General features: G+C 58.9%; 22 protein-coding genes and 1 riboswitch. Of the genes, 12 read left to right on the top strand and 10 right to left on the bottom strand.

What is annotated here, in order from left to right; all coding sequences use genetic code 11:
* Positions 1-43: 43 nt before the first annotated feature.
* The 8 genes from GGD46_RS17750 to GGD46_RS17715 all read right to left on the bottom strand — a co-directional run bounded on the left by GGD46_RS17750 (position 44) and on the right by GGD46_RS17715 (position 6,333).
* Positions 44-799, bottom strand: coding sequence for a Phenylacetic acid catabolic protein (locus GGD46_RS17750; protein ID WP_184706199.1), 756 nt, complete (start codon positions 797-799; stop codon positions 44-46).
* A 29-nt stretch (positions 800-828) separates the two neighbouring features.
* Positions 829-1,905 carry a 1,2-phenylacetyl-CoA epoxidase subunit PaaE gene (gene paaE, locus GGD46_RS17745; RefSeq protein ID WP_184706197.1) on the bottom strand — a complete coding sequence of 359 codons (1,077 nt, stop codon included), beginning with the start codon at positions 1,903-1,905 and terminating at the stop codon, positions 829-831.
* 25 nt (positions 1,906-1,930) lie between these two features.
* Positions 1,931-2,455 carry a 1,2-phenylacetyl-CoA epoxidase subunit PaaD gene (paaD, locus tag GGD46_RS17740; protein ID WP_184706195.1) on the bottom strand — a complete coding sequence of 175 codons (525 nt, stop codon included), beginning with the start codon at positions 2,453-2,455 and terminating at the stop codon, positions 1,931-1,933.
* 9 nt (positions 2,456-2,464) lie between these two features.
* Positions 2,465-3,247, bottom strand: coding sequence for a 1,2-phenylacetyl-CoA epoxidase subunit PaaC (paaC, locus tag GGD46_RS17735; RefSeq protein ID WP_184706193.1), 783 nt, complete (start codon positions 3,245-3,247; stop codon positions 2,465-2,467).
* Positions 3,247-3,531, bottom strand: coding sequence for a 1,2-phenylacetyl-CoA epoxidase subunit PaaB (paaB, locus tag GGD46_RS17730; protein WP_069061017.1), 285 nt, complete (start codon positions 3,529-3,531; stop codon positions 3,247-3,249). Before paaB ends, paaC begins: the two co-directional genes overlap by 1 nt.
* Before the next feature lie 30 nt (positions 3,532-3,561).
* Positions 3,562-4,569 carry a 1,2-phenylacetyl-CoA epoxidase subunit PaaA gene (gene paaA / locus GGD46_RS17725; RefSeq protein WP_184706191.1) on the bottom strand — a complete coding sequence of 336 codons (1,008 nt, stop codon included), beginning with the start codon at positions 4,567-4,569 and terminating at the stop codon, positions 3,562-3,564.
* Between the two features lie 299 nt (positions 4,570-4,868).
* The gene (locus GGD46_RS17720; protein WP_184706189.1) at positions 4,869-5,777 is read right to left on the bottom strand and encodes a PaaX family transcriptional regulator C-terminal domain-containing protein; all 909 of its coding nucleotides are present in this window, start codon (positions 5,775-5,777) and stop codon (positions 4,869-4,871) included.
* A 76-nt stretch (positions 5,778-5,853) separates the two neighbouring features.
* Positions 5,854-6,333 (bottom strand): Lrp/AsnC family transcriptional regulator, encoded by a 480-nt coding sequence (locus GGD46_RS17715; protein ID WP_184706187.1) that lies wholly within the window; start codon positions 6,331-6,333, stop codon positions 5,854-5,856.
* Between the two features lie 118 nt (positions 6,334-6,451).
* Here GGD46_RS17715 and GGD46_RS17710 point away from each other — a divergent pair, with 118 nt between their 5' ends.
* A complete protein-coding gene (locus GGD46_RS17710) occupies positions 6,452-8,530 on the top strand; it encodes a transketolase C-terminal domain-containing protein (protein ID WP_184706185.1) in 2,079 nt (692 codons plus the stop codon).
* A 2-nt stretch (positions 8,531-8,532) separates the two neighbouring features.
* Complete coding sequence (locus GGD46_RS17705; RefSeq protein ID WP_184706184.1) at positions 8,533-9,756, top strand: dihydrolipoamide acetyltransferase family protein; 1,224 nt, start codon at positions 8,533-8,535, stop codon at positions 9,754-9,756.
* Positions 9,757-9,842: 86 nt separating this feature from the next.
* Here the strand turns inward: GGD46_RS17705 and GGD46_RS17700 are convergent, their stop codons facing one another.
* Positions 9,843-10,328 carry a hypothetical protein gene (locus tag GGD46_RS17700; RefSeq protein WP_246806364.1) on the bottom strand — a complete coding sequence of 162 codons (486 nt, stop codon included), beginning with the start codon at positions 10,326-10,328 and terminating at the stop codon, positions 9,843-9,845.
* Positions 10,329-10,920: 592 nt separating this feature from the next.
* Between GGD46_RS17700 and GGD46_RS17695 the strand changes: the two genes are divergently transcribed.
* Positions 10,921-11,670, top strand: a complete 750-nt coding sequence (locus tag GGD46_RS17695) for an SDR family oxidoreductase (RefSeq protein WP_184706180.1) — start codon at positions 10,921-10,923, stop codon at positions 11,668-11,670.
* A 68-nt stretch (positions 11,671-11,738) separates the two neighbouring features.
* Here the strand turns inward: GGD46_RS17695 and GGD46_RS17690 are convergent, their stop codons facing one another.
* Positions 11,739-12,344, bottom strand: a complete 606-nt coding sequence (locus tag GGD46_RS17690; protein ID WP_184706178.1) for a TetR/AcrR family transcriptional regulator — start codon at positions 12,342-12,344, stop codon at positions 11,739-11,741.
* 116 nt (positions 12,345-12,460) lie between these two features.
* On the opposite strand from GGD46_RS17690, the gene GGD46_RS17685 reads away from it, so the two are divergent.
* The 9 genes from GGD46_RS17685 to GGD46_RS17645 all read left to right on the top strand — a co-directional run bounded on the left by GGD46_RS17685 (position 12,461) and on the right by GGD46_RS17645 (position 21,185).
* A complete protein-coding gene (locus GGD46_RS17685; RefSeq protein ID WP_184706176.1) occupies positions 12,461-13,333 on the top strand; it encodes a metallophosphoesterase in 873 nt (290 codons plus the stop codon).
* Positions 13,334-13,349: 16 nt separating this feature from the next.
* On the top strand, positions 13,350-14,657 hold the full coding sequence (locus GGD46_RS17680) for an ABC transporter substrate-binding protein (RefSeq protein WP_184706174.1): 1,308 nt from the start codon (positions 13,350-13,352) through the stop codon (positions 14,655-14,657).
* Between the two features lie 113 nt (positions 14,658-14,770).
* Positions 14,771-15,712 (top strand): carbohydrate ABC transporter permease, encoded by a 942-nt coding sequence (locus GGD46_RS17675; RefSeq protein ID WP_184706172.1) that lies wholly within the window; start codon positions 14,771-14,773, stop codon positions 15,710-15,712.
* The gene (locus tag GGD46_RS17670) at positions 15,702-16,556 is read left to right on the top strand and encodes a carbohydrate ABC transporter permease (protein WP_184706170.1); all 855 of its coding nucleotides are present in this window, start codon (positions 15,702-15,704) and stop codon (positions 16,554-16,556) included. Before GGD46_RS17675 ends, GGD46_RS17670 begins: the two co-directional genes overlap by 11 nt.
* Entirely contained in the window at positions 16,556-17,134 is a 579-nt protein-coding gene (locus tag GGD46_RS17665) for a tyrosine-protein phosphatase (protein WP_184706168.1), read from the top strand. Before GGD46_RS17670 ends, GGD46_RS17665 begins: the two co-directional genes overlap by 1 nt.
* A complete protein-coding gene (locus tag GGD46_RS34255) occupies positions 17,106-17,288 on the top strand; it encodes a tyrosine-protein phosphatase (protein WP_184706166.1) in 183 nt (60 codons plus the stop codon). The genes GGD46_RS17665 and GGD46_RS34255 overlap by 29 nt, the downstream gene beginning before the upstream one ends.
* Positions 17,289-17,549: 261 nt before the next feature.
* A riboswitch (yybP-ykoY riboswitch) is annotated at positions 17,550-17,718 on the top strand.
* Positions 17,719-17,724: 6 nt separating this feature from the next.
* The gene (locus GGD46_RS17655; RefSeq protein WP_184706164.1) at positions 17,725-18,291 is read left to right on the top strand and encodes a manganese efflux pump MntP family protein; all 567 of its coding nucleotides are present in this window, start codon (positions 17,725-17,727) and stop codon (positions 18,289-18,291) included.
* Positions 18,292-18,434: 143 nt separating this feature from the next.
* Positions 18,435-19,322: a cation diffusion facilitator family transporter gene (locus tag GGD46_RS17650; RefSeq protein ID WP_184706162.1), complete on the top strand. Its 888-nt coding sequence runs from the start codon at positions 18,435-18,437 to the stop codon at positions 19,320-19,322.
* A gap of 300 nt (positions 19,323-19,622) precedes the next feature.
* A complete protein-coding gene (locus GGD46_RS17645; protein WP_184706160.1) occupies positions 19,623-21,185 on the top strand; it encodes a glycosyltransferase family 39 protein in 1,563 nt (520 codons plus the stop codon).
* The last annotated feature ends 16 nt before the right edge of the window (positions 21,186-21,201 follow it).

The following is a 21,201-nucleotide window of genomic DNA, read 5'->3' as shown; positions in this document are numbered from 1 at the left end:
GCAATCCCGAATGGAGGCCGCCAGGCGGTTTTCCTGGGATCGCTTAAATCAATCCGAGCGCAGAGAGTTGCGCATCGACGTCGGCCTGCCATTCGGCAAGCAGGGTTTCATTGGGTTGATGGCGCAGACCGAAGCGCGACAATGTTTCGAAGCGGGCGGAACCGGCATGGCCAAAACTCTCCGCAACGCGCGGATACCAATAGGCGACCGAAGCGCGTGCCTTCACCCGTCCCTCGTCATTGGCAATGATGCGGGCAAGACCTGCAGCGCCGAGTTCCGCGTGCCGTCTTTCGCGCGGCAGAATGGTACGAAAGACCTCGGCCAACGGCTGGTAGGATACACGCCCCAACTCTTTTAGCTGTACGATGCTGGCCGCCCCCATCAGAACGTTCATGACGACCGCATCCATCCAGCCCTCGAGCGGGTAATGGAAAACGGAAAGCCGCATGTCACCGCCTTGCCTCACAGCGCCGATGTCGGCGTCACGGGATAGCCGCGCCGCCCAGGGATGGTGGACGGCATAGCGGCCGCCATCGACACCGAAAGTCTCCATGATTTTCAGGACCTGTCCGGCGTGGTCGGTCTTTTCCAGCACGATGCGCGCTGCGGAAATCCGCTCCTGAATGCCGGGCGCGTCGTTGATGATATCGGCAAAGCCGGCGGAACCAGCCAGTTCGCTATCGACGAAGCTTGCCATCAGCCGCAACAACTCGCCGCGATAGCGCGGGCGCACATTGTCGGGCGAGGACAGTACGCCGCCCTCCTGCAGATATTGCTCGATCGGCATCGTCTCGGACATTTCGTTCCTCCCTTCGATGCGGTTTGGCGCTACTGGTCGTAGCTGACGACGATGCGGTCGGTGAGCGGATAGCACTGACAGGTCAGCACATAACCCTGGCGCACCTCGTAGTCTTCGAGCGCGTGGTTGACCTCCATCTCGACCTCGCCTTCGAGAACCTTGGCCCGGCAGGTGGAACAAACGCCGGCCTTGCAGGCGTAGGGCACGTCCATCGCGTTTTCGAGTGCGGCATCGAGCAGGCATTGGCCATGCTTTGGAAACTTGAAGACGCGCGTCGCGCCGTCGAGCGTCACGGTTGCCTCGCAGCTCGTTTCGTGATCGGCCGCGGCGGCGCTCTCCACTTTACGGCGTGCACGGCCGGGCTGCGAGGAGGCGAACAGCTCGAACTTGATCTGGTCGTCCCGCATGCCGTGCTCGCGCAGCGCCGCAGCGATTGCGAGCATCATCGGCTCGGGGCCGCAGATGAAGGCGGTCGCGACCGACGTCAGATCGATCCAGTGCTTGAAGAGCGCCTTGCATTTTTCAGCGTCGATCCGGCCGGTGAACAAATCGATTTCCTGCGCCTCGCTTTCAAGGACGTGCAGGACCGAAAGGCGACCGAGATAGAGGTTCTTCAGATCCTCCAGCTCTTCGCGGAACATGATCGAGCTGATCTGCCTATTGGCATAGACCAGCGTGAAAACCGAGTGAGGCTCGCGCGCCAACACCGTCTTGATGATAGAGAGAACCGGCGTGATGCCGCTGCCGCCGGCAAAGCCGAGATAATGCCTTGCGACGTCAGGTTCGATGAGAGTGAAGAAGGCGCCCATCGGCGGCATGGCTTCCAGCGTGTCGCCTGCCTTCAGGTTTTCGTTGATCCAGGTCGAGAAACAGCCGCCATCGACACGCTTGATGCCGACCTTCAAGACGCCCTCATCCTTGCCGGCGCAGATCGAATAGGAACGGCGCAGCTCCTCGTCATCGAACTTGCGGCGGAAGGTCAGATACTGCCCCTGCGTGAAGTCGAAGACAGCCCGATCCTCCTCGGACGGCGCAAGCGTGACGACGACCGCATCGCGCGTCTCGCGGCGTACATCGGTGACGGTCAGGGGATGGAAACGTGCCATGGATGCGGGCCTCGTCCTGTTGGGGTCAAATGCACTTGAAATAGTCGAAAGGTTCCAGACAGTCGGTACAGCGATAACTCGCCTTGCAGGGCGTCGAGCCGAATTGACTGATCTTCTCCGTATTTGCCGATCCGCAACGCGGACAGGCGATCGTGAGGTTGGAACGGCCGGCGAGCCGGTCGACACGCTTCATCAAGATGCCGTCGGCAGCCGTGCCGTCGATCGGCGGGGCGATGCCGTAGGCGCGCAACTTCTCGCGGCCCTCGGCACTGATCCAATCCGTCGTCCAGGCCGGCGACAGCCGTCGCTCCAGCCGCACCCGGTCGACGCCTTTCTCGGCGAGCGCGCGTTCGATATCGAGATTGATCACGGTCGTTGCGGGACAGCCCGAATAGGTCGGCGTCACCGTGACGACAAGCGTATCCTCCTGCCAGCCGACATCGCGGATGATGCCGAGATCGGTCAGCGAAATCACCGGGATCTCCGGGTCCGGCACTTCCGATAGCCAATGCCAGATCTCTTCGACCGGAGGGTGGAGTGCGGTCGCCATGCCAGCCTCCTACCAGGTTGCGCCCGGATAGGCGCGCTGCAGGAATTGCAGCTCAGTGAGGATGAAGCCCAGATGCTCGGTATGAACGCCACGGCGGCCACCCTTATGCATATAGCCATCCGCCGGACGTTTCAGCGTCGCTTCCGTCAGCGTGTCGGAGACGATCTCGTCCCAACCGGCTTTGAGGCTTTGCGGCTCCGGGATCACGCCGGCCTGCGCCAGCGCTGCATCGGCCGCATCGCCGACGAACATTTCGCCGGTAAACGGCCAGAGTTCGTCCAAGGCTTCCTGCATGCGGCGATGGCTTTCGGCCGTGCCGTCGCCAAGGCGGATGATCAGGTCGCGGCTGCGATCGAGGTGATAGGACACTTCCTTGAAAGCCTTCTCGGCGATCTCGGCAATGCGCCGGTCGGTTGAGCCTTTCAATGCCCTCAGCAGCAAATAGTGCCAGGCATCGAAAAGAAATTGCCGCATGAGTGTCTTGCCGAAATCGCCATTGGGGCGTTCGACCAGCAGGATATTGCGGAACTCGTAACCGTCGCGCAGATAGGCAAGAGCATCGGCCGAGCGGCCGTTGCCCTCCACCTCGCCCGCAAGCCCGAGCCAGAGCTGGGTCTGGCCGATCAGGTCGAGCGCGGTGTTGGCGAGCGCGATATCCTCTTCCAGCGCCGGCCCGCGGCCGCACCATTCGGAAACGCGATGGCCGAGGATCAGCGTGTTGTCGCCGATGCGCAGAAGGAATTCGACAAGAGCGGCCTGGTCGACCGCCGGATCTAGTGCAGCGGTTGCCATCACATATGCCCCACTTCATCGGGAATGTCGAAGAAGGTCGGATGACGATAGACCTTGGAATTGGATGGATCGAACAGCGGCCCCTTTTCCGAAGGCGCACTGGCCGTGATCTCGGACGAGCGCACCACCCAGATGCTGACGCCCTCATTGCGGCGGGTATAGACATCGCGCGCATTGTTGATCGCCATTTCGGCATCGGGCGCATGCAGGCTGCCGACATGGCGATGGTTGAGGCCATGCTGACCACGGATGAAGACTTCCCAAAGCGGCCATTCGCTGGACATGTTTTTCACTCCCTGAAAATTCGACCCGCCTTATTCGGCGGCGATCCTGGCGGCGGCACGGCGCTCGGCCGCTTTCTCGGCATGCGCCGTCAAACCGTCGCGGAACCACGCACCATCGTCCCATGCTTGCTTGCGGGCATTCAGCCGCTCCGCATTGCACGGGCCGTTGCCGGCGATCACGTTGAAGAACTCTTCCCAATCCGGCTCGCCGAAATCGTAGCCGCCTTTTGCCTCGTTCCACTTCAGATCGGGATCGGGAACGGTCAGGCCGAGATATTCGGCCTGTGGCACGGTCTGGTCGACGAATTTCTGACGCAGCTCGTCATTGGAATTCTGCTTGATCTTCCAGGCCATCGACTGGGCCGAATGCACGGAGGCATCGTCCGAAGGGCCGAACATCATCAGCGACGGCCACCACCAGCGGTTCAGCGCATCCTGCACCATGGCCTTCTGTGCCGGAGTACCCAGCCTCGCCATCTTCATCAGGACATCGAAGCCCTGGCGCTGATGGAAGCTCTCCTCCTTGCAGATCCGGATCATCGCCCGCGAATAGGGACCGTAGGAGCAGCGCTGCAGCGGGACCTGGTTCATGATGGCAGCGCCATCCACCAGCCAGCCGATCGCACCGATGTCGGCCCAGGTCAGCGTCGGATAGTTGAAGATCGAGGAATATTTGGCCTTGCCGGAATGGAGCTGCTCATACATCTCGTCGCGGCTGATGCCGAGCGTTTCGGCGGCGCAGTAGAGATAGAGGCCGTGGCCCGCCTCGTCCTGAACCTTGGCAAGCAGGATCGCCTTGCGCTCCAGTGTCGGAGCGCGCGTAATCCAGTTGCCTTCGGGAAGCTGGCCGACGATTTCGGAATGGGCGTGCTGGCTGATCTGGCGGATCAAGGTCTTGCGATAGCCTTCCGGCATCCATTCCTTCGGCTCGATCTTCTGTCCGGCATCGACGCGTTCCTGAAAAGCGCGCTCCTGAGGATCCATCTCGTCGAGGGAACGGATGCGGGTGCCGTCGGTTTTCACCATCTGTGCGTACATTGATCTTTCCTCCGTCTTCGCGCGTCGAGCGCGCTTGAGAATGATCGCAGGCCTACGGTTGTCCTGAGGCTTGCCGGCAAGGCCGACGCTTCACGCTACCAACAGTATAGGCCTGTTTTTCGTTCTCCTCCACGAAACCTCACATCGTCAGTCATCGAATTAACCGACCGATCGGTCATTGTATTAGCATGCTATATGTCACAATTCAAATCAAATTTCAGAAATTTTTGTGACATTTGAGGTGCCTGGGCCGACGTCAACGGCGACAGCATCGCTATATGATTGAACAGATTGAGCTTTCAGCGAAACTCGAGGCGACTGAGCCTTGCTTGGCTGGCTGAGGTCGTCTCCTGAAGGGTGCCGGCATCATTGACGAAATAGCGGCCGACATAGCCCTCGGCCTTTTGGGAGAGGCGCAAATAGAGATCGGCAAATAGGTGTCGCGCCTCGTCGCCCGGCCAACCCTCCGGCAAAGCCGATTTGGGAAGATGCGGCTCGCGCAGCATGATCAGGCGGTACTGATGAACGAGGAGCAGCCGTGCGATCAGGCAATCGAAGGATGAGAGGACTGCACAATCCGCGACACTTTGTGAAAACGACCCGAAGCGACGCAGGAAGTCATGATAGGCTTCGGCAAAGCGCGGCAGGTTCCAGGCCTCTTCGGCGAATTCCCTCAAGGCGCCGTTCTCGGTTGCTAGCTGGGCATCGAAGACCACGACGCGCCCCGGCAAAGGCGGCGCCGGATGCGTTCCGACCGCCAGGCGCGGATTCAATCTCGCAAAGCCATCCCGCTCCAGACCCTGCATGATCTCCTCGGGAGCAGGACCATTGATAAGGACGAATTGCCATCTGACCTGCGGCTCAGGCCCGTAGAACAGGCTGGCGGCTTGCGAGAACTCGGCTTGTGCCGTCTCCGTCAGCCGGTAGAAGCTGCGGCGCCCTTCCCGTTCGCCCACAAGTCGGCCCGCCGTGACCAAGCGCGAGACTGCAGTCCGCACCAGCGTTTCCGTAATACCGACGCTTTTGCAGGCCTCGATGAGGTTGCCGATCCAGACCACCCCTCCCCGCGGCTCGACGACGTCGCCATAGATCGTGACGATGAAACTCGCCGCCTTGATGGGCAGATCGACGAGCAGCGCTTCAACCGCCTTGTTCAGACCATCTCCGGGTTTCACATTATCAGGTGACAATCGAGCTCTGCTCCGCATCTGCAAACTGCAGGTCTATTAGCTTGGGTCGGCAGTCCTGTTCAAGGCAAGCAAGCGCCAAAGGAAGATACGCCTACTATCGCGACGCATTCGTCGGCAAGGCCGTCGTATATTTCACGCATTTCAATGAGAAGTGCGACGAGGAACTGAGGACCGCTTCATGCGTCAGGATGCCCCGCATCAAAAGCCCTTCATATTCCCTGACATCAGCCACGACAGCGCGGATAAGATAGTCCCATTCACCGGACATGGAATAGCATTCAAGAACTTCGCGATAGCTCGCTATGAACTGCTCGAAATCGCGACGGGTCGCAGGGTCATGTGTCTTCATCTTGACCTGGCAGAAGACGTTCAACCCCTTGCCGATCTTGTCGGCGTCGACGAGACGAACCGTCCGGCCCAGCACGCCGGCACTTTCCAGTGCCTTTATTCTTCTCCAACAGGAGGCAGGCGATGCGCCGACCTTTTCGGCAAGTGCCGCCTGGCTGATATCGCCTTCTTCCTGCAGCACGCGCAGAATCGCCCTGTCGACATGATCGAGATCGAAATCTTCCATTCAAAAAATCGCCATTTATGAAACATGAATTTCAAACTCTATCCCGAAAACAGAAAGATTGAAAGGAATAGCGCGAGGGTTTGAATTAGAATCATTGGGCCATTTGGAGGAGGATCACATGGCCCAGCTAGCCGTCAGGAAGCATGAGAGGAACGCACCAGACGATCGCATCGATTGGCGCAGGGTCGCCCATCTCGTCCAACTGTCCCGGGCACTCGATGAGATGGAGGAAAAGCGGCTCGTTCCGGAAAAGAAGGTTCTCTATCAGTTTTCCGCGCGCGGTCACGATATGGCGCAGATCCTTTTGGGGACGCAGCTTACCGGTCTGCACGATGCCACTTGCGGCTACTATCGCTCGCGGCCGCTTCTGCTTTCACTTGGCGTCGATCCGGCCGATGCGCTCGGCTCCGCCATGGGCCGAGCCGGCGGCTATTCCGGCGGACGCGACATCGGTGTCGTCTTCAACTATCCGAACCGCGCCGGTGCGTCCGCTCTGCCCATGTGCGGTGGCGTTGGCGCTCAATATACGCCGACCGCCGGCTGGGCACAGGCGATGAAATATTACGCGACCACGTTGGGTCGTGGCGACTATTCCAAGGATATTGGCGTCGTCCTTGGCGGCGACGGCTCGGTTGCCTCCAACGGCTTCTGGGCGGCGCTCACCGCCGCAACGACACAAGCATTGCCGATGCTGTTCTATATCGAGGACAATGGCTTTGGCATCTCCGTCCCTTCGGCGGTCCAAACGCCCGGCGGCAATATCGCCGCCAATCTTGCGAGCTGGAAGAACCTCGCGGTTTTTGATGGCGACGGGTGCGATCCGGCTGAGGCAGCAAACCTCATACAGGACGCGGTCTCCTTTGTCCGGGAGGAGCGCAAGCCCGCTCTGCTGAGGCTGACGGTTCCGCGCCTTGAAGGCCACAGCTTTCAGGATACGCAGACCTACAAAAGTGAGGAGACGGTCAGGCGTGAATGGGAGCGCGATCCACTGCCGCGACTGAGAGATTTCCTTGTCCCGGCGGTCATGACGACGGAAGAATGGAGCGCTTGCGAAAGCGACGCACGTCAGATGGCCGAAAGCGCTCGCGCCGCAGCTGAACAAAGACCGGTTGCCGATCCCTCATCGGTAACCCGCCATGTCTTCTTCGATGGCGAAATGCAGGTGATGGGCGGCCAGCATCCGATGGGGTATGTGCAACCGGCGACAACGACGGAAGCCGAGACACCCGGTGTCCGCATCAACATGGTCACCGCCATCCGCAAGACCCTCGAACACGAGATGTCGATCAATGAGCGGGTGGTGATCTTCGGCGAGGATGTCGGCCCTAAGGGCGGGGTCCATGCCGTGACGCTCGGAATGCAGGAAAAATTCGGTGACGAGCGGGTGTTCGACACGTCTCTTTCCGAAGAGGGAATTATCGGCCGGGCAGTCGGCATGGCGCTCGCTGGGCTTGTGCCGGTTCCAGAAATCCAGTTCCGAAAATATGCTGAGCCGGCTACCGAGCAACTGAACGATTGCGGCACCATTCGCTGGCGCACCAACAACCGCTTCGCGGCACCAGTCGTAGTCCGCATGCCGGGTGGTTTCTTCAAATGCGGCGATCCCTGGCATAGCCAGACCAACGAAGTGGCTTTTGTCCATCAGCCCGGCTGGAAGGTGGCGGTTCCATCAAATGCGACAGATGCTGTCGGCCTGCTGCGGACCTCGATCCGCGGCAACGATCCCGTTATATTCTTCGAGCACCGGGCAATGCTTGACCACGCCTGGGCGCGCCGCCCCTATCCAGGTGACGATTTCGCGCTGCCTTTCGGCAAGGGAAGTCTCACCCGCATCGGCAATGACATCACGATCGTGACCTGGGGTGCCATGGTGCAGCGATGCGAGGAGGCGGCCGAGGGCATATCTGCCGATATCATCGACCTTCGCACATTGATGCCCTGGGATCAGGAGGCCGTGCTTGCCTCCGTCGCCAAGACCCATCGATGCCTCATCGTTCACGAGGACCTCGGAACCGGCGGATTTGGCGCCGAAATCTCCGCCGTCATTGCCGACAAGGCCTTCATGGATCTCGACGCCCCGGTCTCTCGCCTGACCATGCCGGATATTCCAAGCCCGCATAATCCCGTTCTTCTCGATTGGGCCGTGCCGTCGACGGAGCGGATCGCCAAGCGCATTGCCGAATTGTTGGAGTTTTGAGAATGGCCAATTCGATTGAAATCACGGCTCCCATCGAGCAGGAAGGCACGAAGGCCATCGTCCGGAACTGGCTGAAGCAGATCGGCGATCATGTCAAAGAAGGTGATGCACTCGTCGAGCTCGAAACCGACAAGGTGACGCAGGAAATATCAGCGCCTTGCGACGGTATCCTGAGCGAAATCGCGATGGCCGACGGCGACGATGCAATGCCCGGGGCGATGCTTGGACGCATGATCGTTCCCGCCAATGGCACGACAGCCGAAGCGTCGATTGCCCCGACGCAGGTGCAGCCTGGGCTGACGGTAGCCAACACCCCGCATTATTCGCCCGCGGTGCGTCGGGCCGCCATGGAATATGGGATCGATCCGGCCACGCTTATGGGTAGTGGCAAGGGCGGGCGCGTGACGCGCGCCGACATGGAAAACGCGCATAGGGCGGACACGGCAGTCCTCTCACAACCGCAGCCTCAACCGGTTGTCGCGCAACGTAGTGCCATGACGGTTAAGTCCTCACCGGCGTCGACCGACGGTCGCTCCCGCATCGTGCCGCATTCCGCCATGCGCCTCTCAATCGCTAAACACATGGCGCAGTCCCTTGCGACAGCCCCGCAAGTCACGGCGGTCTTCGAGGCAGACTTCACGGCGATCATGCGCCATCGGGAGACCCACAAGGAGCGCCTGAAATCTCAGGGCATAAGCCTCTCATACACCGCATACTTCGTCGCAGCCTCCGTCGCGGCAATGAGAGTGGTGCCCGAGGTAAACAGCCAGTGGCACGACGAAAGTCTCGAAATCTTCGAGGACATCAATATTGGCATCGGGATCGCACTGGGCGACAAAGGCTTGGTGGCGCCGGTGATCCGGCAGGCCCAAGCTCTGTCGCTTGAGGAAATTGCGGCCGGCCTGCAGGACTTGACAAATCGAGCACGATCCAATGCGCTCAAGAATGACGAGATGAAGGGCGGAACCTTCACGATTTCCAATCACGGGGTTTCCGGATCACTGCTGGCATCCCCCATCATCATCAGCCAGCCGCAATCGGCCATTCTCGGGGTTGGCAAGCTGGAAAAGCGCGTCGTCGTCAGAGAGGTCGATGGGGTCGACGCCATCCAGATCCGACCGATGGCTTATATATCTCTGACGATCGATCACCGGTCGCTCGACGGCCACCAGACGAATTCCTGGCTGACCGAATTCGTCCGCACTCTGGAGAGCTGGCCTCAATAGGAACAAGCCTTGGCCAGGATATGATCTATAGGGCAGAACCGAACGCGATGGCCTGCCCTATCACACAGAAATAGGCTGAATTTAGATCAAGATGCCGAGGCGCCAGTCCTGCGATTGGATCGCAGCTTGTGGTTCGCTTTCAAGGCGCGCTGGAAATTGTCGTCGGTTCGAACATGCTCGTCGAGATCTTCGAGAAACTCGTGGACCTCCCGGAGGCTGTCGACAACGACATAACGCAGCCCATCGCCGGCATCGACCCGATCGTGACCGATGCTAACGCCGAAACCGCCGGTAACTTTGCGAAACCAGGCGGAACGCCAGTTCGTAAATCCTGCAGGGTCAGCCTCGAATTCGGAAAGCAGCTCTTTTTGCTTTTCGATCCGCGCAAGGAAGGTCGCGACGATATCGGCCGCGCCAGCCTTAGGCTTATCAGCCCTTCTTCCAGCCCATTTCTCGAAAAATCCTGAGGTAACAGGCAGGTCTTCAGTTTCATCCTGTTCAATGGCGACGCTAATGTCCGTATCAGCCGGTGCCGGACAATGTTCGCTGGCGACCACCTGTATCGAAGGCACTTCCCCATCCGCTAAATCCTGTTTCAGCTCGGAAGCGAATGCACCCCAAATCGATTTCTTCTGTTCGATCGGTTTCGCTTTGGTTCGACGAGAGCTCTTGATTTCGAGAATGAAGGGTTTGGTCTGTTTAGCCATATTGTCCGGATGTGTGCTCACTGACGCAGCGCTGTCGACGAAGGATCAGCTGGAATTGGAGGCTTGCAGGGTTTGGTTTACCATTGCGACATAACCGTGACTTGCCGTCTTTGCAAGGCGAGATCTTGCATCAGGCCGTCTTTCGCGGGAAATCCCTGCCATTGCTGGCTTTTTGTGGGATATCACTTCGTTTTGAGCGGCGACCCTGAACCTCCTGTCCCCGCTCGCTGAAGCTCTGAAGAGCTACTCAACACGCGTCCCGATCATCATGAAGGACGCAGCCTGACATCTCACCAGACAGTAGTAGACGACAGCTGACGATCGAAATGCCGCGGGGTTTTCCTGCCCAGGAACAGAAATCGATCCGCTCCGTCCATCCCGCGCAAGAAGCGGGTGGTTACGCGAGCCTGCCTGAATAGGGTGCCATCCGGAACGACAACAGAAGGATGTTCTCCATATGGCTCTACTGGAACACAAAGTCGCAATCGTGACCGGCGCATCAATGGGAATAGGCCGCGCCATCGCACTGATGTTTGCCGAGCAGGGCGCAGCAATTGTCCTGACGGCTCGGCGCCCGACGCAGCTCGAGGAGGTGGCGGGCGAGATCCGCGGCAAAGGCGGCAGGGCGATCATTGTCGCCGGCGATGTCGGCCTGCCCGATAGTCATGAACGGGCAGTTGAGGCCGCCATCAGCGAATTCGGCGGCCTCGACATCGCCGTCAACAATGCCGGCACGGTCGGCGCAATGAAGCCGCTGGCCGAGATTGCGCCTGAGGACTGGCAGAATACGCTGACCACCAACCTGACTTCTGCCTATCTCGGCGCGCGCAGCCAGATTCCGGCGATGCTCTCCCGTGGCGGCGGCGCGATCGTCTTCACCTCCACTTTCGTCGGAACCAGTGTTGGCATCCCCGGCATGGCAGCCTACGGCGCTTCCAAGGCCGGATTGATGGGTTTGGTAAAGGGCATTACCGCCGACTACTCGGCTCAAGGTATCCGGGCCAATGCACTCCTGCCGGGCGGCGTGGATACCGACATGGCGGGCGATCAAAGCCAGAAAGACTGGGCGGCCGGCCTGCATGCAATGAAGCGGATCGCCCAACCTGAGGAAATTGCCTCGGCCGCACTCTTCCTTGCCAGCCCCATGGCGAGCTTTGTTACTGGATCGGCGCTCTTTGCCGACGGAGGCAATGCTGCGGTGAAATAGCGGCCAACGCCAGGTCAGCCCAGCTGCCGCGTCAGACAGGCTGTCGACACTGACAGCTGGGCTTCCATTCAATCATGACCTGTAGAACTCATCGCTCTTGCAGGCAGGGCTGCGATGGCGTTCCAGGACATCAAGGCGATCGCATCGCGTTCCTCGTCTGAGAGAGGCGCAGGATTGAAGCGGCGCCACTTCAGCGTATTGCGGATGCCGCCGCCGATATAGCCAGACATGGTTGAGGCCGGCAGGTCCTGCAGCAGACCGGCTTCCTTGGCCGCCCCCATCAGACCGACGGAATAACGCGTTACCTCGCCGAAAATCGCATTCATTTCCTCGCCGGAAATCAACGGTACATTGGAAAGATATTCGAACAGGAGGGCGCGCTGCCGATCCTGCCATATGAAGTCGATATAGTCATATATGTAGCGGATAATCTGCTCGCGAGGGCCACCAGCGGCGGTGAGCGAAGGGATGAGATGCGCCGCTATGGTCGAGGCCAGCTGCGCATAGACCCCGCGGATCAGATCGTCCTTCGACTTGAAATAGTTGTAGATCGAGCCGGTCGCCACGCCGGCTGCTTCGGCGATCGCCGCCATTGAGCATTGCAGACCGTTTGTAACGATCAATTTGGCGGTCGCATCGAGGATACGTTCGCGTCGGGCTGGATCTAATTCCATTCTGAATGAACCTTCATTCACCTGTCATGTCGCCTGTGTATCGATGTGTCGTCACGCAAGCAAGCGCCTTTGCAAGGCATCCCCCGGAAAGCGCACCACGCACAGGAAACGACGCCATGACGGCCCATACGACCTTCGTTCATCTTACCGACTTGCACATCTCCGACCCAACGGTCACGGATGATCACCTTTATTCGGATACATCGAAGACGCTGGCCGCCATCCTGGCCGACGTCAAAAGAGTGGTACCGACACCAAGCTTCGTTGTTGCAAGCGGTGACCTCACCAATCGCGGCGATGTCGGCTCCTATGAAGAGCTTAAGCGCATTATGGCGGAGGCAGATCTCGGTATCCCGGTGCTTTACGCGCTCGGCAACCACGACAAGCGTGACGGTTTCTACAAGGCGATGACCGATCGCACCGATGAGCTGAAGGCTCCCTACGATCATGCGGCCGTCATCGATGGTATCCACATCATCGTTCTGGATTCCAGTCATCCCTTCAAGATCGGCGGCAGCTTCGAAGCCTCGCAGTTCACCTGGCTGGAAGGTGAACTTGCCAACCACCCCGCCCTGCCGAAGCTCCTTGTCATGCATCATGCGCCGGCGCTGGACCCAAATCCGGATCTTGAATGGGAAGCACTGGCAATCGCCGACACAGAAAGACTACGCACCCTTGTCGAAGGCCACAACGTCATCGGTATCCTTTCCGGCCACATCCATTTCGACCGCGTCAGCAACTGGTACGGCATTCCGGTGATCATCGGCGTCGGCCAGCACGCGGCAACCGACGTGCTTTACCTGAATGAGGGCATCCGCATGCTGTCGGGCGCCTCGTTCGCAGTCGGCACTCTACGCTCCTCCGGCCTGACGGTTTCCTTCGTGCCGCAGCCCTCCGAGCGGCGGGAACTGCATAGCTTCACCTTCGCCATGATGGGCGAACTCATCAAACGGTACGAAGAACAGGCAGCACTTGCCGCTGCGGAATGACCGGGAGATTTAAAAGATGAAACGCAGAGCTTTTTTTGGTGCCGGCATCGCTTTCGCGACGCTTGCATCGGTAGCGTTCGCGGGCCAGATTCCGGCCAAGGTCGATACGACCGTCACCATCAATTATTATAACTACAACCTTGCCTCGACAGGCAACGGAGCGGCCGCGACCAAGCGTCTGATCGCCGAATTCGAAGCCGCCAATCCGAACGTCAAAGTCAACGGCATCGGCGTGCCCTCTTCCGACATCAGCACGCGCATCCAGGCTGACGTCGCCGCAGGGCATGGACCGGATATCGCCCAGATGGTGTTTTCCGACCTCGATTTCTTCGTCAACAACCTCGGCGCGGTCGCACTTGAGGATACGGTGCCAGCCGAGGAACTGTCCTCGCATTTCGAAGGCATGTCGCCGAAGGGGCTGAAACTCGGCGTCTATAACGGCAAGACCTATGGCCTTGCCTATACTTTCTCGACGCCGGTCCTTTTCTACAATGCCGACCTGTTTCGCAAGGCGGGTCTTGATCCCGACCATCCGCCGCAGACCTGGGCGGAGGTGAAGGTCGCGGCAAAGGCGATTGTCGACAAGACCGGGCAGGATGGTCTTGCCACCGGCATTTTCGGACCATCGGCGGGCGACTGGCTGTTCCAGGGCCTGATCCGTTCCAACAACGGTGACGTTCTTTCAGCGGACCGCAAGAGGCTGGTTTTCGCGGAGCCGGCGGCCGTCGAAGCGGTATCGATGCTGCACGACCTCTACACGTCAGGCGTCTACACCAATCTCGACATCAATGCCGCCATGGACGGCATGGCGGCCGGAACGGTCGGCATGTATCTGCAGACCTCCGCCATCCAAGCCTATCTGGTCAAGGGCGCTACCGGCAATTTCGATCTGCGCGCCACGATGATGCCGCGTTTCGGCGAAAAGCCGGTCCGGCCGAACAATTCCGGCAGCGCGTTGGTCATCATGAGTGCCGATCCGCTCAAGCAGCGGGCCGCCTGGGAGCTCATGAAGTTCATGACATCGAAGCATGCCTATACGGTCATCACATCGGAAATCGGCTATCTGCCGCTGCGCAGCGATATCGTCGACGATCCGCAATATCTCGGCAACTGGGTCAAGGAACATCCCCTCGTCCAGCCCAATCTGAAGCAATTGGACGTGCTGGAACCCTGGAAATCCTTCCCCGGTCCCAACTATCGGCAGATCGCCAAGGCGATGATGGACGGTGCCGAGCAGGCGGTGTTCGGAGGTGGAGATCCGACTGCTGCAATGAAGGCAGCACAGGATACCGCCCAGGCTCTGATGCCGGCGAGCACCAACTGAGCTGATGACACGCCCTCCTCCCCCGCATGCTGGCGGGAGGAGGGTTCGCAAACCGTCCGATAGTCTGGAACCGGCACCGACGCGTCACAAGAGACGAGGCAGGCAAGCGCATCATGACCACTCTAACCGCCTCCCCCACATCGCCGGTCGCATCCGCGCGACCGCGACGCCGCATCCTTAAGCAGACCCATCTCCCGTGGCTCTATCTGTCGCCGGCCATCGCAACCTTTCTGCTCTGGATCTACTGGCCGCTGATCGATGCCTTTCGGCTAAGCTTCTACGAATGGAACATGCTGGCGACCTCACCGATGACATTCGTCGGCTGGACCAATTACATCAACATCTTCTCGCTTCCGAAATTCTGGCAGGCGCTGCGCAATACCGGGATTTATGTGATCGGCCTGTTGCCGCTCGCCGTCCTGTTACCGTTGGCGATTGCCATTTTCACGGCCGATCTGCCTTCGCGCGCTCGCAATATCTACCGCGCGATGATCTTCGTACCTATGATCGTCGCCCCTGTGGTCGCGGCAGTGTTATGGCGCTGGTTGCTTGATCCAGGCCACGGCATGGTCGCCATGACCCTGAAGTCTTTGGGATTTTTCGCCCCGCGCTTCCTGCAGGATCCGAAAATTGCCATCTGGACGATCACGGTGCTGACCGGATGGAAGCTGATCGGTTTTTCGACGCTGATCCTTTCGGCCGCCAATGCCAACATCAACCCATCTCTGATCGAAGCCGCGCGCATGGACGGCGCCAATCGCTGGGATATCGTCCGCGACATCCGGCTACCGCTCCTGAGCTCAACCCTCTTGTTCTTGGTGATGATGACGATTCTGCTCGGGGCGCAATGGAGCTTTTCTTACATCAATGTGCTGACCGGCGGCGGTCCGCTCGGGGCAACGACGAACATCTATTATCTCCTTTGGGACTTCGGCTTTTCCAGCCTTTCGGTCGGTTGGAGTTCTGCGGCAGCCGTGGTCCTCTTCATCAGCTTCGGCGTGCTCGCCTATTTTCTGTTCCGACTGATCGACAGGTTTTCCTTCTATGACAACTGATAGCCTCACGCGACCGCCGCGGCGCGGCAACGCTATTCTTGGGATCGAGAAGGCCGCCGGCCATGCGGTGATGGTAATCCTGTCGCTCTTCTGTCTGTTTCCCGTCTACTGGATGATCGTTACGTCGCTGCGGCCGGCGAACCGTGTCTTCGAGAAGAGTATTTGGCCGACGGCGGCTTCGCTCGACAATTATGTCTACGCACTCAATGCTATCCCGATCGGACGGATGCTGATCAATACGCTGATCGTCTCGGCCATTGTCACCGTCATACAGCTGCTCACAGGATTGCTCGCAGCCTATGCCTTCGCGCGCTGGCGTTTCCCTGGCGACAGGATCGCCCATGCCCTAGTTGCCTTGACATGGCTTGTACCGCTGCAAGTGGTGATGATCCCGAATTATCTCATGGTCGCCAACCTTGGCCTGCTCGACAGCGTCACGGCGCTGATCCTGCCGCACTTCGCATCGGCGCTTGCCATATTGCTCCTGCTGCAGACCATGCGCAGCTTTCCAAACGAGGTGCTGGAGGCAGCCCGCATGGATGGCGCCGGCAGCTGGCGCACACTCTGGGAGGTGATCACGCCCAATCTGCGCGGCACGATCGCCTCTCTTGCCATCCTGATCTTCATTTCGACCTGGAATGAGTATTTCTGGCCGCTTCTCCTGACGCGCACGCCCGAAAACAGCGTGATCCAGATCGGCATTCAGATGTTCATGACTTCGGAAGGCACGCTATGGGGGCCGCTTATGGCGGCGGCGACCATGGCTAGCCTTCCGATCTTCATCCTCTACATCATCCTGCAAAGACACGTCGTTTCTTCCTTTATGAAATCGGGAATACGTTGATGACTTCAGAAAAGTCGCGCCATCTGCCGGTCAATGGCACCTATAATGTCCGCGATCTCGGCGGCTACCGGGCCGGTGCCAAAACGACGCTCTGGCGCCGGGTGCTCCGCGCCGATGGGCTGCATCGTCTGGATGAGGAGGGCATGGCGTCCCTCGTCGGCGAAGGTGTGCGTGTCGTGATCGACCTGCGCAACGCGACAGAGCTTGAGCACCAGCCCAATCCATTCAGCTGCAACGAGGCGGTTCGCTATCACAACATCTCACTCTTCGATACGCTGGCTCCGAGCTACAAGCCGGGTACCGACACCCTGCTCGATCTCTATATTCAGGCCCTGCGCGAGCGCCGACAGGCGATCGCCAAGGTCATATCGCTGATCGCGGAGGGGGATGAGGATACCGTCCTCTTCCATTGTACGGCCGGCAAGGACCGAACCGGGATCATCGCCGCCCTTCTGCTGGCGACCGCCGGCGTCGACACAGCGGAGATTCTCGAAGATTATGCGTTGACGGGCCGTATGATCGCTCCCATGGTCGACGAGATCCTTGCCAATGCGGTTGGCGCAGGGCGGCGATATTGATAAGTTCTGCCCGTTGCTTGCCTGCGAGCCGGCGACCATGGCCGCGACGATCGCTTTCATCGAAGAGGAATATCGATCTGCCAGCGATTATCTCGCCTGGGCTGGGGTACCGCCCGAGGTCATCCGCCGTCTCGAAGAGCGGTTGCTCGGATAGCGGCATATTGTAACGCCGGGGTCATGCCTCATCTCTGCCCTGCATGGGAAGCACCAGAGAGAGGCAGCAACCACACCTTCGACTTGCCTGGTGTTTGCCGACGAAACCGACGCCCTGCCGCGAAAAAGGCTTTTGTTTTTGCGACTGATTTGCATGTGCAATTGCAACCGAGAAATCCCCAACAAATTGTTGTTATATAACAGTTATTTCACGTTTTATTTCGCCGCCTTTAGTTGACATGCAAAAGCCGATGCACTACCTGCTGCGCTTATCGGGGAGTAGCCACCGCTGACTTGGCGGGAACGTGTCAACATGCTCGTGCGAAGCGCACGTGGCGCGTTCAGTCGAAAGATCGACTCGGCAAGACCGTGGCAATACCGCCTGGTTCGGACAGGGCGGAGGATGCCCGGCTTCCCATGTCCGCAGGATTATTCAAATGTCGTTCTTTGCAGTTGTCGTGCTGGCATTCAGCATGTCCATGGATGCGTTTGCAGTGTCAGTCGGTCGCGGTGCGGCGCTCGTGCGGCCCCGCCTCTTCGAGACCATCAGAACAGGTGCCGTGTTCGGCATCGTGGAGGCGATCACGCCGATCATCGGCTGGGCAGCAGGTATTGCCGCCGCCCAATATATCAGCGCGGTCGACCATTGGATTGCGTTTGGCCTGCTGGGTGCGGTTGGAGCAAACATGCTTTATGCCGCTATGCGACGCAGTAATGAACAAGAGCGTGATAGCCGACCCGCCATGTCCTTTGCCGTGCTGATGGCAGCGGCCATAGGGACGAGCCTGGATGCGATGGCCGTCGGCGTGTCGCTCGCTTTTCTTCAGGTCAATATCGTCATCATCGCCGTAGCAATCGGCGCGGCGACCTTCGTCATGTCGTCGGGCGGCATGCTGGTCGGCCGACTGATCGGCGCTCGTTTCGGTCGAATTGCCGAAGCATTCGCGGGCCTGGCGCTTATCGGACTTGGGAGCTCCATTCTCTATGAACATCTGCTTGCCTGATCCTCAACGAAGATCGCGGCTCGGTTCAGTGGACTTCGGTCGCCAAGACGATTGCTTCGGCAATCACACGGTTTCACTATTTCAGACTAGGGATTTGGCGTCGATAAGATGGCCTGCCAAAACTTCATGGGAACAGGGCTGACATGGAACGGTCGCTGAAAATCGCACTCGGAAGCTTCTTTGTCAGTCTCGTGGTCCTCGCGATCAAATATGCCGCCTATTGGATAACGGGCAGCGTCGCACTGCTGTCGGACGCTCTCGAAAGCATCATCAACGTCGTCTCGGCGCTCGCCGTCATTCTGTCGGTGAAAATCGCCTCGCAGCCGCCCGACGAGGAACATCCCTACGGCCATCACAAGGCGGAATATCTCTCGGCGGTTCTGGTGGGGTCGCTGATCGTCGTGGCGGCTCTCGCTATCATGCACGAAGCCTATATGGGCTTCCTCCATCCCAAGCCCATCGACGCGGCATGGACCGGCCTTGCCGTGAGTTCGATCGCCACGATCATCAATGTCGCCTGGGCGAGCCTCCTCATTCGACAGGGACGCATCCAGCGCTCGGCTTCACTTGTGGCGGATGGAAAACATCTGATGGCGGATGTCGTCACCTCCGTCGGCGTCGTTGTCGGCGTGGTTCTGGTTGTTCTGACCGGCATCACCCAGCTGGATGCGGCCATCGCCGCTCTGGTGGCGGTCCACGTCCTTTGGAGCGGTTGGGGGGTCCTTAAGGAAAGCGCAAGCGGATTGCTGGATGAGGCTGCACCTCCCGAAGAGCTCGCGCGGATCAAGGAGATCATTTCGCTCAATGCCGATGACGCCATCGAAGCCCATGCGCTAAGGACACGCCATGCCGGCAAAGCGACCTTCATCGATTTCCACCTAGTCGTGTCGGCCGAGATGAGCGTCGGCCAATCCCATGACATCTGCGACAAGATCGAGGACGCGCTGCGAAAGGCCATATCGGGGGCCATCGTCACGATCCATGTCGAGCCCGAACACAAGGCCAAGCACAAAGGGATTATCGTCGTCTAGATCAATTCCAGGAAAGTGCGAAGCGGTTTTCCGTCCGGAATTGCGTAACGATAGGGGGACAGCGCATTTTTGCGATTCGAAGAAAAGCGGAAAGCATCTAGAAGTTTCTCAAAGGCTTGCGAGAGACCAAGGTGACCTTGCTGATACTTAGCCGATGCTTGCGCCCGCGCCGATCAGCGCGGGTCTGGTGGCAAAAGACCCCATATCAACCTCCAGAATTATGCCGGAAGCCGTTGCGCGCGCGTTATATCTGTGACATTGCGCCAACATGACGCCATTGGCACATGCACGGAGATCGGGATGAAACCTCTGGGGAATGGCAGCTTTGCCGATGTATTGGAAGACGGTGCATCGACCGGCAGCCTTAACGCACCCTCCGACTTCCGCTGGGTATCCTGGGCCTTGGCGGCGTATTTCCTGGCACAGACAATTATCCGCATCGCCATTTCCGACTCGCTACGGATCGATGAAGCCCAGCAATTTGTCGTCTCACAATGGCTCGCATGGGGATATGACGCGCAGCCGCCGCTCTACAATTGGCTTCAATACGGCGTTTTCGAGATCTTCGGCACAAGCGTAGCGTCCTTCGTCATCGTCAAGAACCTGATGCTCTTTTGCGTCTACATTGCTTATCACAAGCTGCTGCGCCTGCTTGTGGTCGACAAGCGGCTGGCGGCGATCGGCGTCCTGTCTCTTTTCACGATGCCTCAGATGTTCTGGCAGGCACAAAGAGATCTTACGCACACCGTGCTGACGCTGCTCGCGGTGGTCTTGTTCATCTATTTCGTGGTTTCGACCATTCGTCGGCCTAGCATCTTCTCCTACGCCATGATTGGCCTATGGGCCGGGCTCGGGATGCTGACGAAATACAACTTTGCGCTCGTCATACTAAGCGTTCTTGTTGCAACTTTCTGTCATCCCGAGGGCCGCAAGCGACTTTTCGATCTCCGGCTCCTGTTGACGCTTTCGCTTGCCGTTCTGGTGGTTCTGCCGCATGCGGTGTGGATGATTTCCAACTTGGATCTCGTCCTGACGTCGACAGTCAACACCATGGCGGAACAAGGAGCCGGCGGGAAGCTTTCCGACATTGCGCACGGAATTTCCGACCTGATAAAGACAACTGTGGAAATCATCGTCCCGACATCAGTGGTCTTCCTTCTCGTCTTTCGGCAGTCATTCTTGCGATCGCTGCGCGCCCGAAGCGAATGGAGCGATTTCATCGGGAGAATCCTGACAAGCACGGCAGTCATCCTGCTGGCCTTGATCTTCATCGTGACGCTCACCGAGCTCCGTGACCGCTGGCTTCTTCCCTTCCTGTTTCTCGTACCGGCTTATTTCTGTCTGAAGCTTGACGCTGCCGGAAGACAAAGCCAGACGGACATCAAGAAGTTTCTCTATATCCCGATCGTTATGATGGTGGCGCTGCCAATCGTCATCGCAGGTGACATTCTTCTTGCACGTTTCTTCCATTCCTATCAGCATCTGAATACGCCCTATGGGACCTTCCTCGACAAGGTCATCGCCGCGGAAGGAAAGCAGCCTTCAGCCATCGTCACTACGACTTGGCACAAGGCAGGCAACATACGCGTGAACATGCCCGACACATCAGTCGTTTCCACGGCTTACCCGGCATCGGACCTTAGCCGCCAGGCTCTTGGGAAAGGACCCGTCCTGCTCGTCTGGAACGAGCGTAACGGAAGCCAATCGTCCATGCCGGACGAGCTGAAACAATGGCTCGAAGCAAAATTCGGCAAAGCAATTCAGCTTCCCTCCCAACAGGATATCGCCGTTCCCTATTATTACGGCAAGGAACCGGACCGCTACCATTTCGGCTATTCCTGGTACTATCCTGCAGCCGAATGATCGACTTGAACCGGCC

It is taken from the genome of Martinezella lusitana, assembly GCF_014207095.1.
Classification (GTDB): Bacteria; Pseudomonadota; Alphaproteobacteria; order Rhizobiales; family Rhizobiaceae; genus Rhizobium; species Rhizobium lusitanum_B.
Note: the sequence above shows the minus strand (reverse complement) of the source record. Positions and strands in the feature narration are given on the sequence as shown.

Bases quoted from the DNA above. Each gene is read 5' to 3' on its own strand.
- GGD46_RS17750 (WP_184706199.1), bottom strand. From the start codon at position 799: ATGTCCGAGACGATGCCGATCGAGCAATATCTGCAGGAGGGCGGCGTA.
- GGD46_RS17695 (WP_184706180.1), top strand. From the start codon at position 10,921: ATGGCTCTACTGGAACACAAAGTCGCAATCGTGACCGGCGCATCAATG.
- GGD46_RS17710 (WP_184706185.1), top strand. From the start codon at position 6,452: ATGGCCCAGCTAGCCGTCAGGAAGCATGAGAGGAACGCACCAGACGAT.
- GGD46_RS17655 (WP_184706164.1), top strand. From the start codon at position 17,725: ATGTCGTTCTTTGCAGTTGTCGTGCTGGCATTCAGCATGTCCATGGAT.
- GGD46_RS34255 (WP_184706166.1), top strand. From the start codon at position 17,106: ATGCGGTTGGCGCAGGGCGGCGATATTGATAAGTTCTGCCCGTTGCTT.
- GGD46_RS17690 (WP_184706178.1), bottom strand. From the start codon at position 12,344: ATGGAATTAGATCCAGCCCGACGCGAACGTATCCTCGATGCGACCGCC.
- paaA (WP_184706191.1), bottom strand. From the start codon at position 4,569: ATGTACGCACAGATGGTGAAAACCGACGGCACCCGCATCCGTTCCCTC.
- GGD46_RS17675 (WP_184706172.1), top strand. From the start codon at position 14,771: ATGACCACTCTAACCGCCTCCCCCACATCGCCGGTCGCATCCGCGCGA.
- GGD46_RS17645 (WP_184706160.1), top strand. From the start codon at position 19,623: ATGAAACCTCTGGGGAATGGCAGCTTTGCCGATGTATTGGAAGACGGT.
- paaE (WP_184706197.1), bottom strand. From the start codon at position 1,905: ATGGCACGTTTCCATCCCCTGACCGTCACCGATGTACGCCGCGAGACG.
- GGD46_RS17670 (WP_184706170.1), top strand. From the start codon at position 15,702: ATGACAACTGATAGCCTCACGCGACCGCCGCGGCGCGGCAACGCTATT.
- GGD46_RS17665 (WP_184706168.1), top strand. From the start codon at position 16,556: ATGACTTCAGAAAAGTCGCGCCATCTGCCGGTCAATGGCACCTATAAT.
- GGD46_RS17680 (WP_184706174.1), top strand. From the start codon at position 13,350: ATGAAACGCAGAGCTTTTTTTGGTGCCGGCATCGCTTTCGCGACGCTT.
- GGD46_RS17685 (WP_184706176.1), top strand. From the start codon at position 12,461: ATGACGGCCCATACGACCTTCGTTCATCTTACCGACTTGCACATCTCC.
- GGD46_RS17715 (WP_184706187.1), bottom strand. From the start codon at position 6,333: ATGGAAGATTTCGATCTCGATCATGTCGACAGGGCGATTCTGCGCGTG.
- GGD46_RS17720 (WP_184706189.1), bottom strand. From the start codon at position 5,777: ATGCGGAGCAGAGCTCGATTGTCACCTGATAATGTGAAACCCGGAGAT.
- paaC (WP_184706193.1), bottom strand. From the start codon at position 3,247: ATGGCAACCGCTGCACTAGATCCGGCGGTCGACCAGGCCGCTCTTGTC.
- GGD46_RS17705 (WP_184706184.1), top strand. From the start codon at position 8,533: ATGGCCAATTCGATTGAAATCACGGCTCCCATCGAGCAGGAAGGCACG.
- paaB (WP_069061017.1), bottom strand. From the start codon at position 3,531: ATGTCCAGCGAATGGCCGCTTTGGGAAGTCTTCATCCGTGGTCAGCAT.
- paaD (WP_184706195.1), bottom strand. From the start codon at position 2,455: ATGGCGACCGCACTCCACCCTCCGGTCGAAGAGATCTGGCATTGGCTA.
- GGD46_RS17650 (WP_184706162.1), top strand. From the start codon at position 18,435: ATGGAACGGTCGCTGAAAATCGCACTCGGAAGCTTCTTTGTCAGTCTC.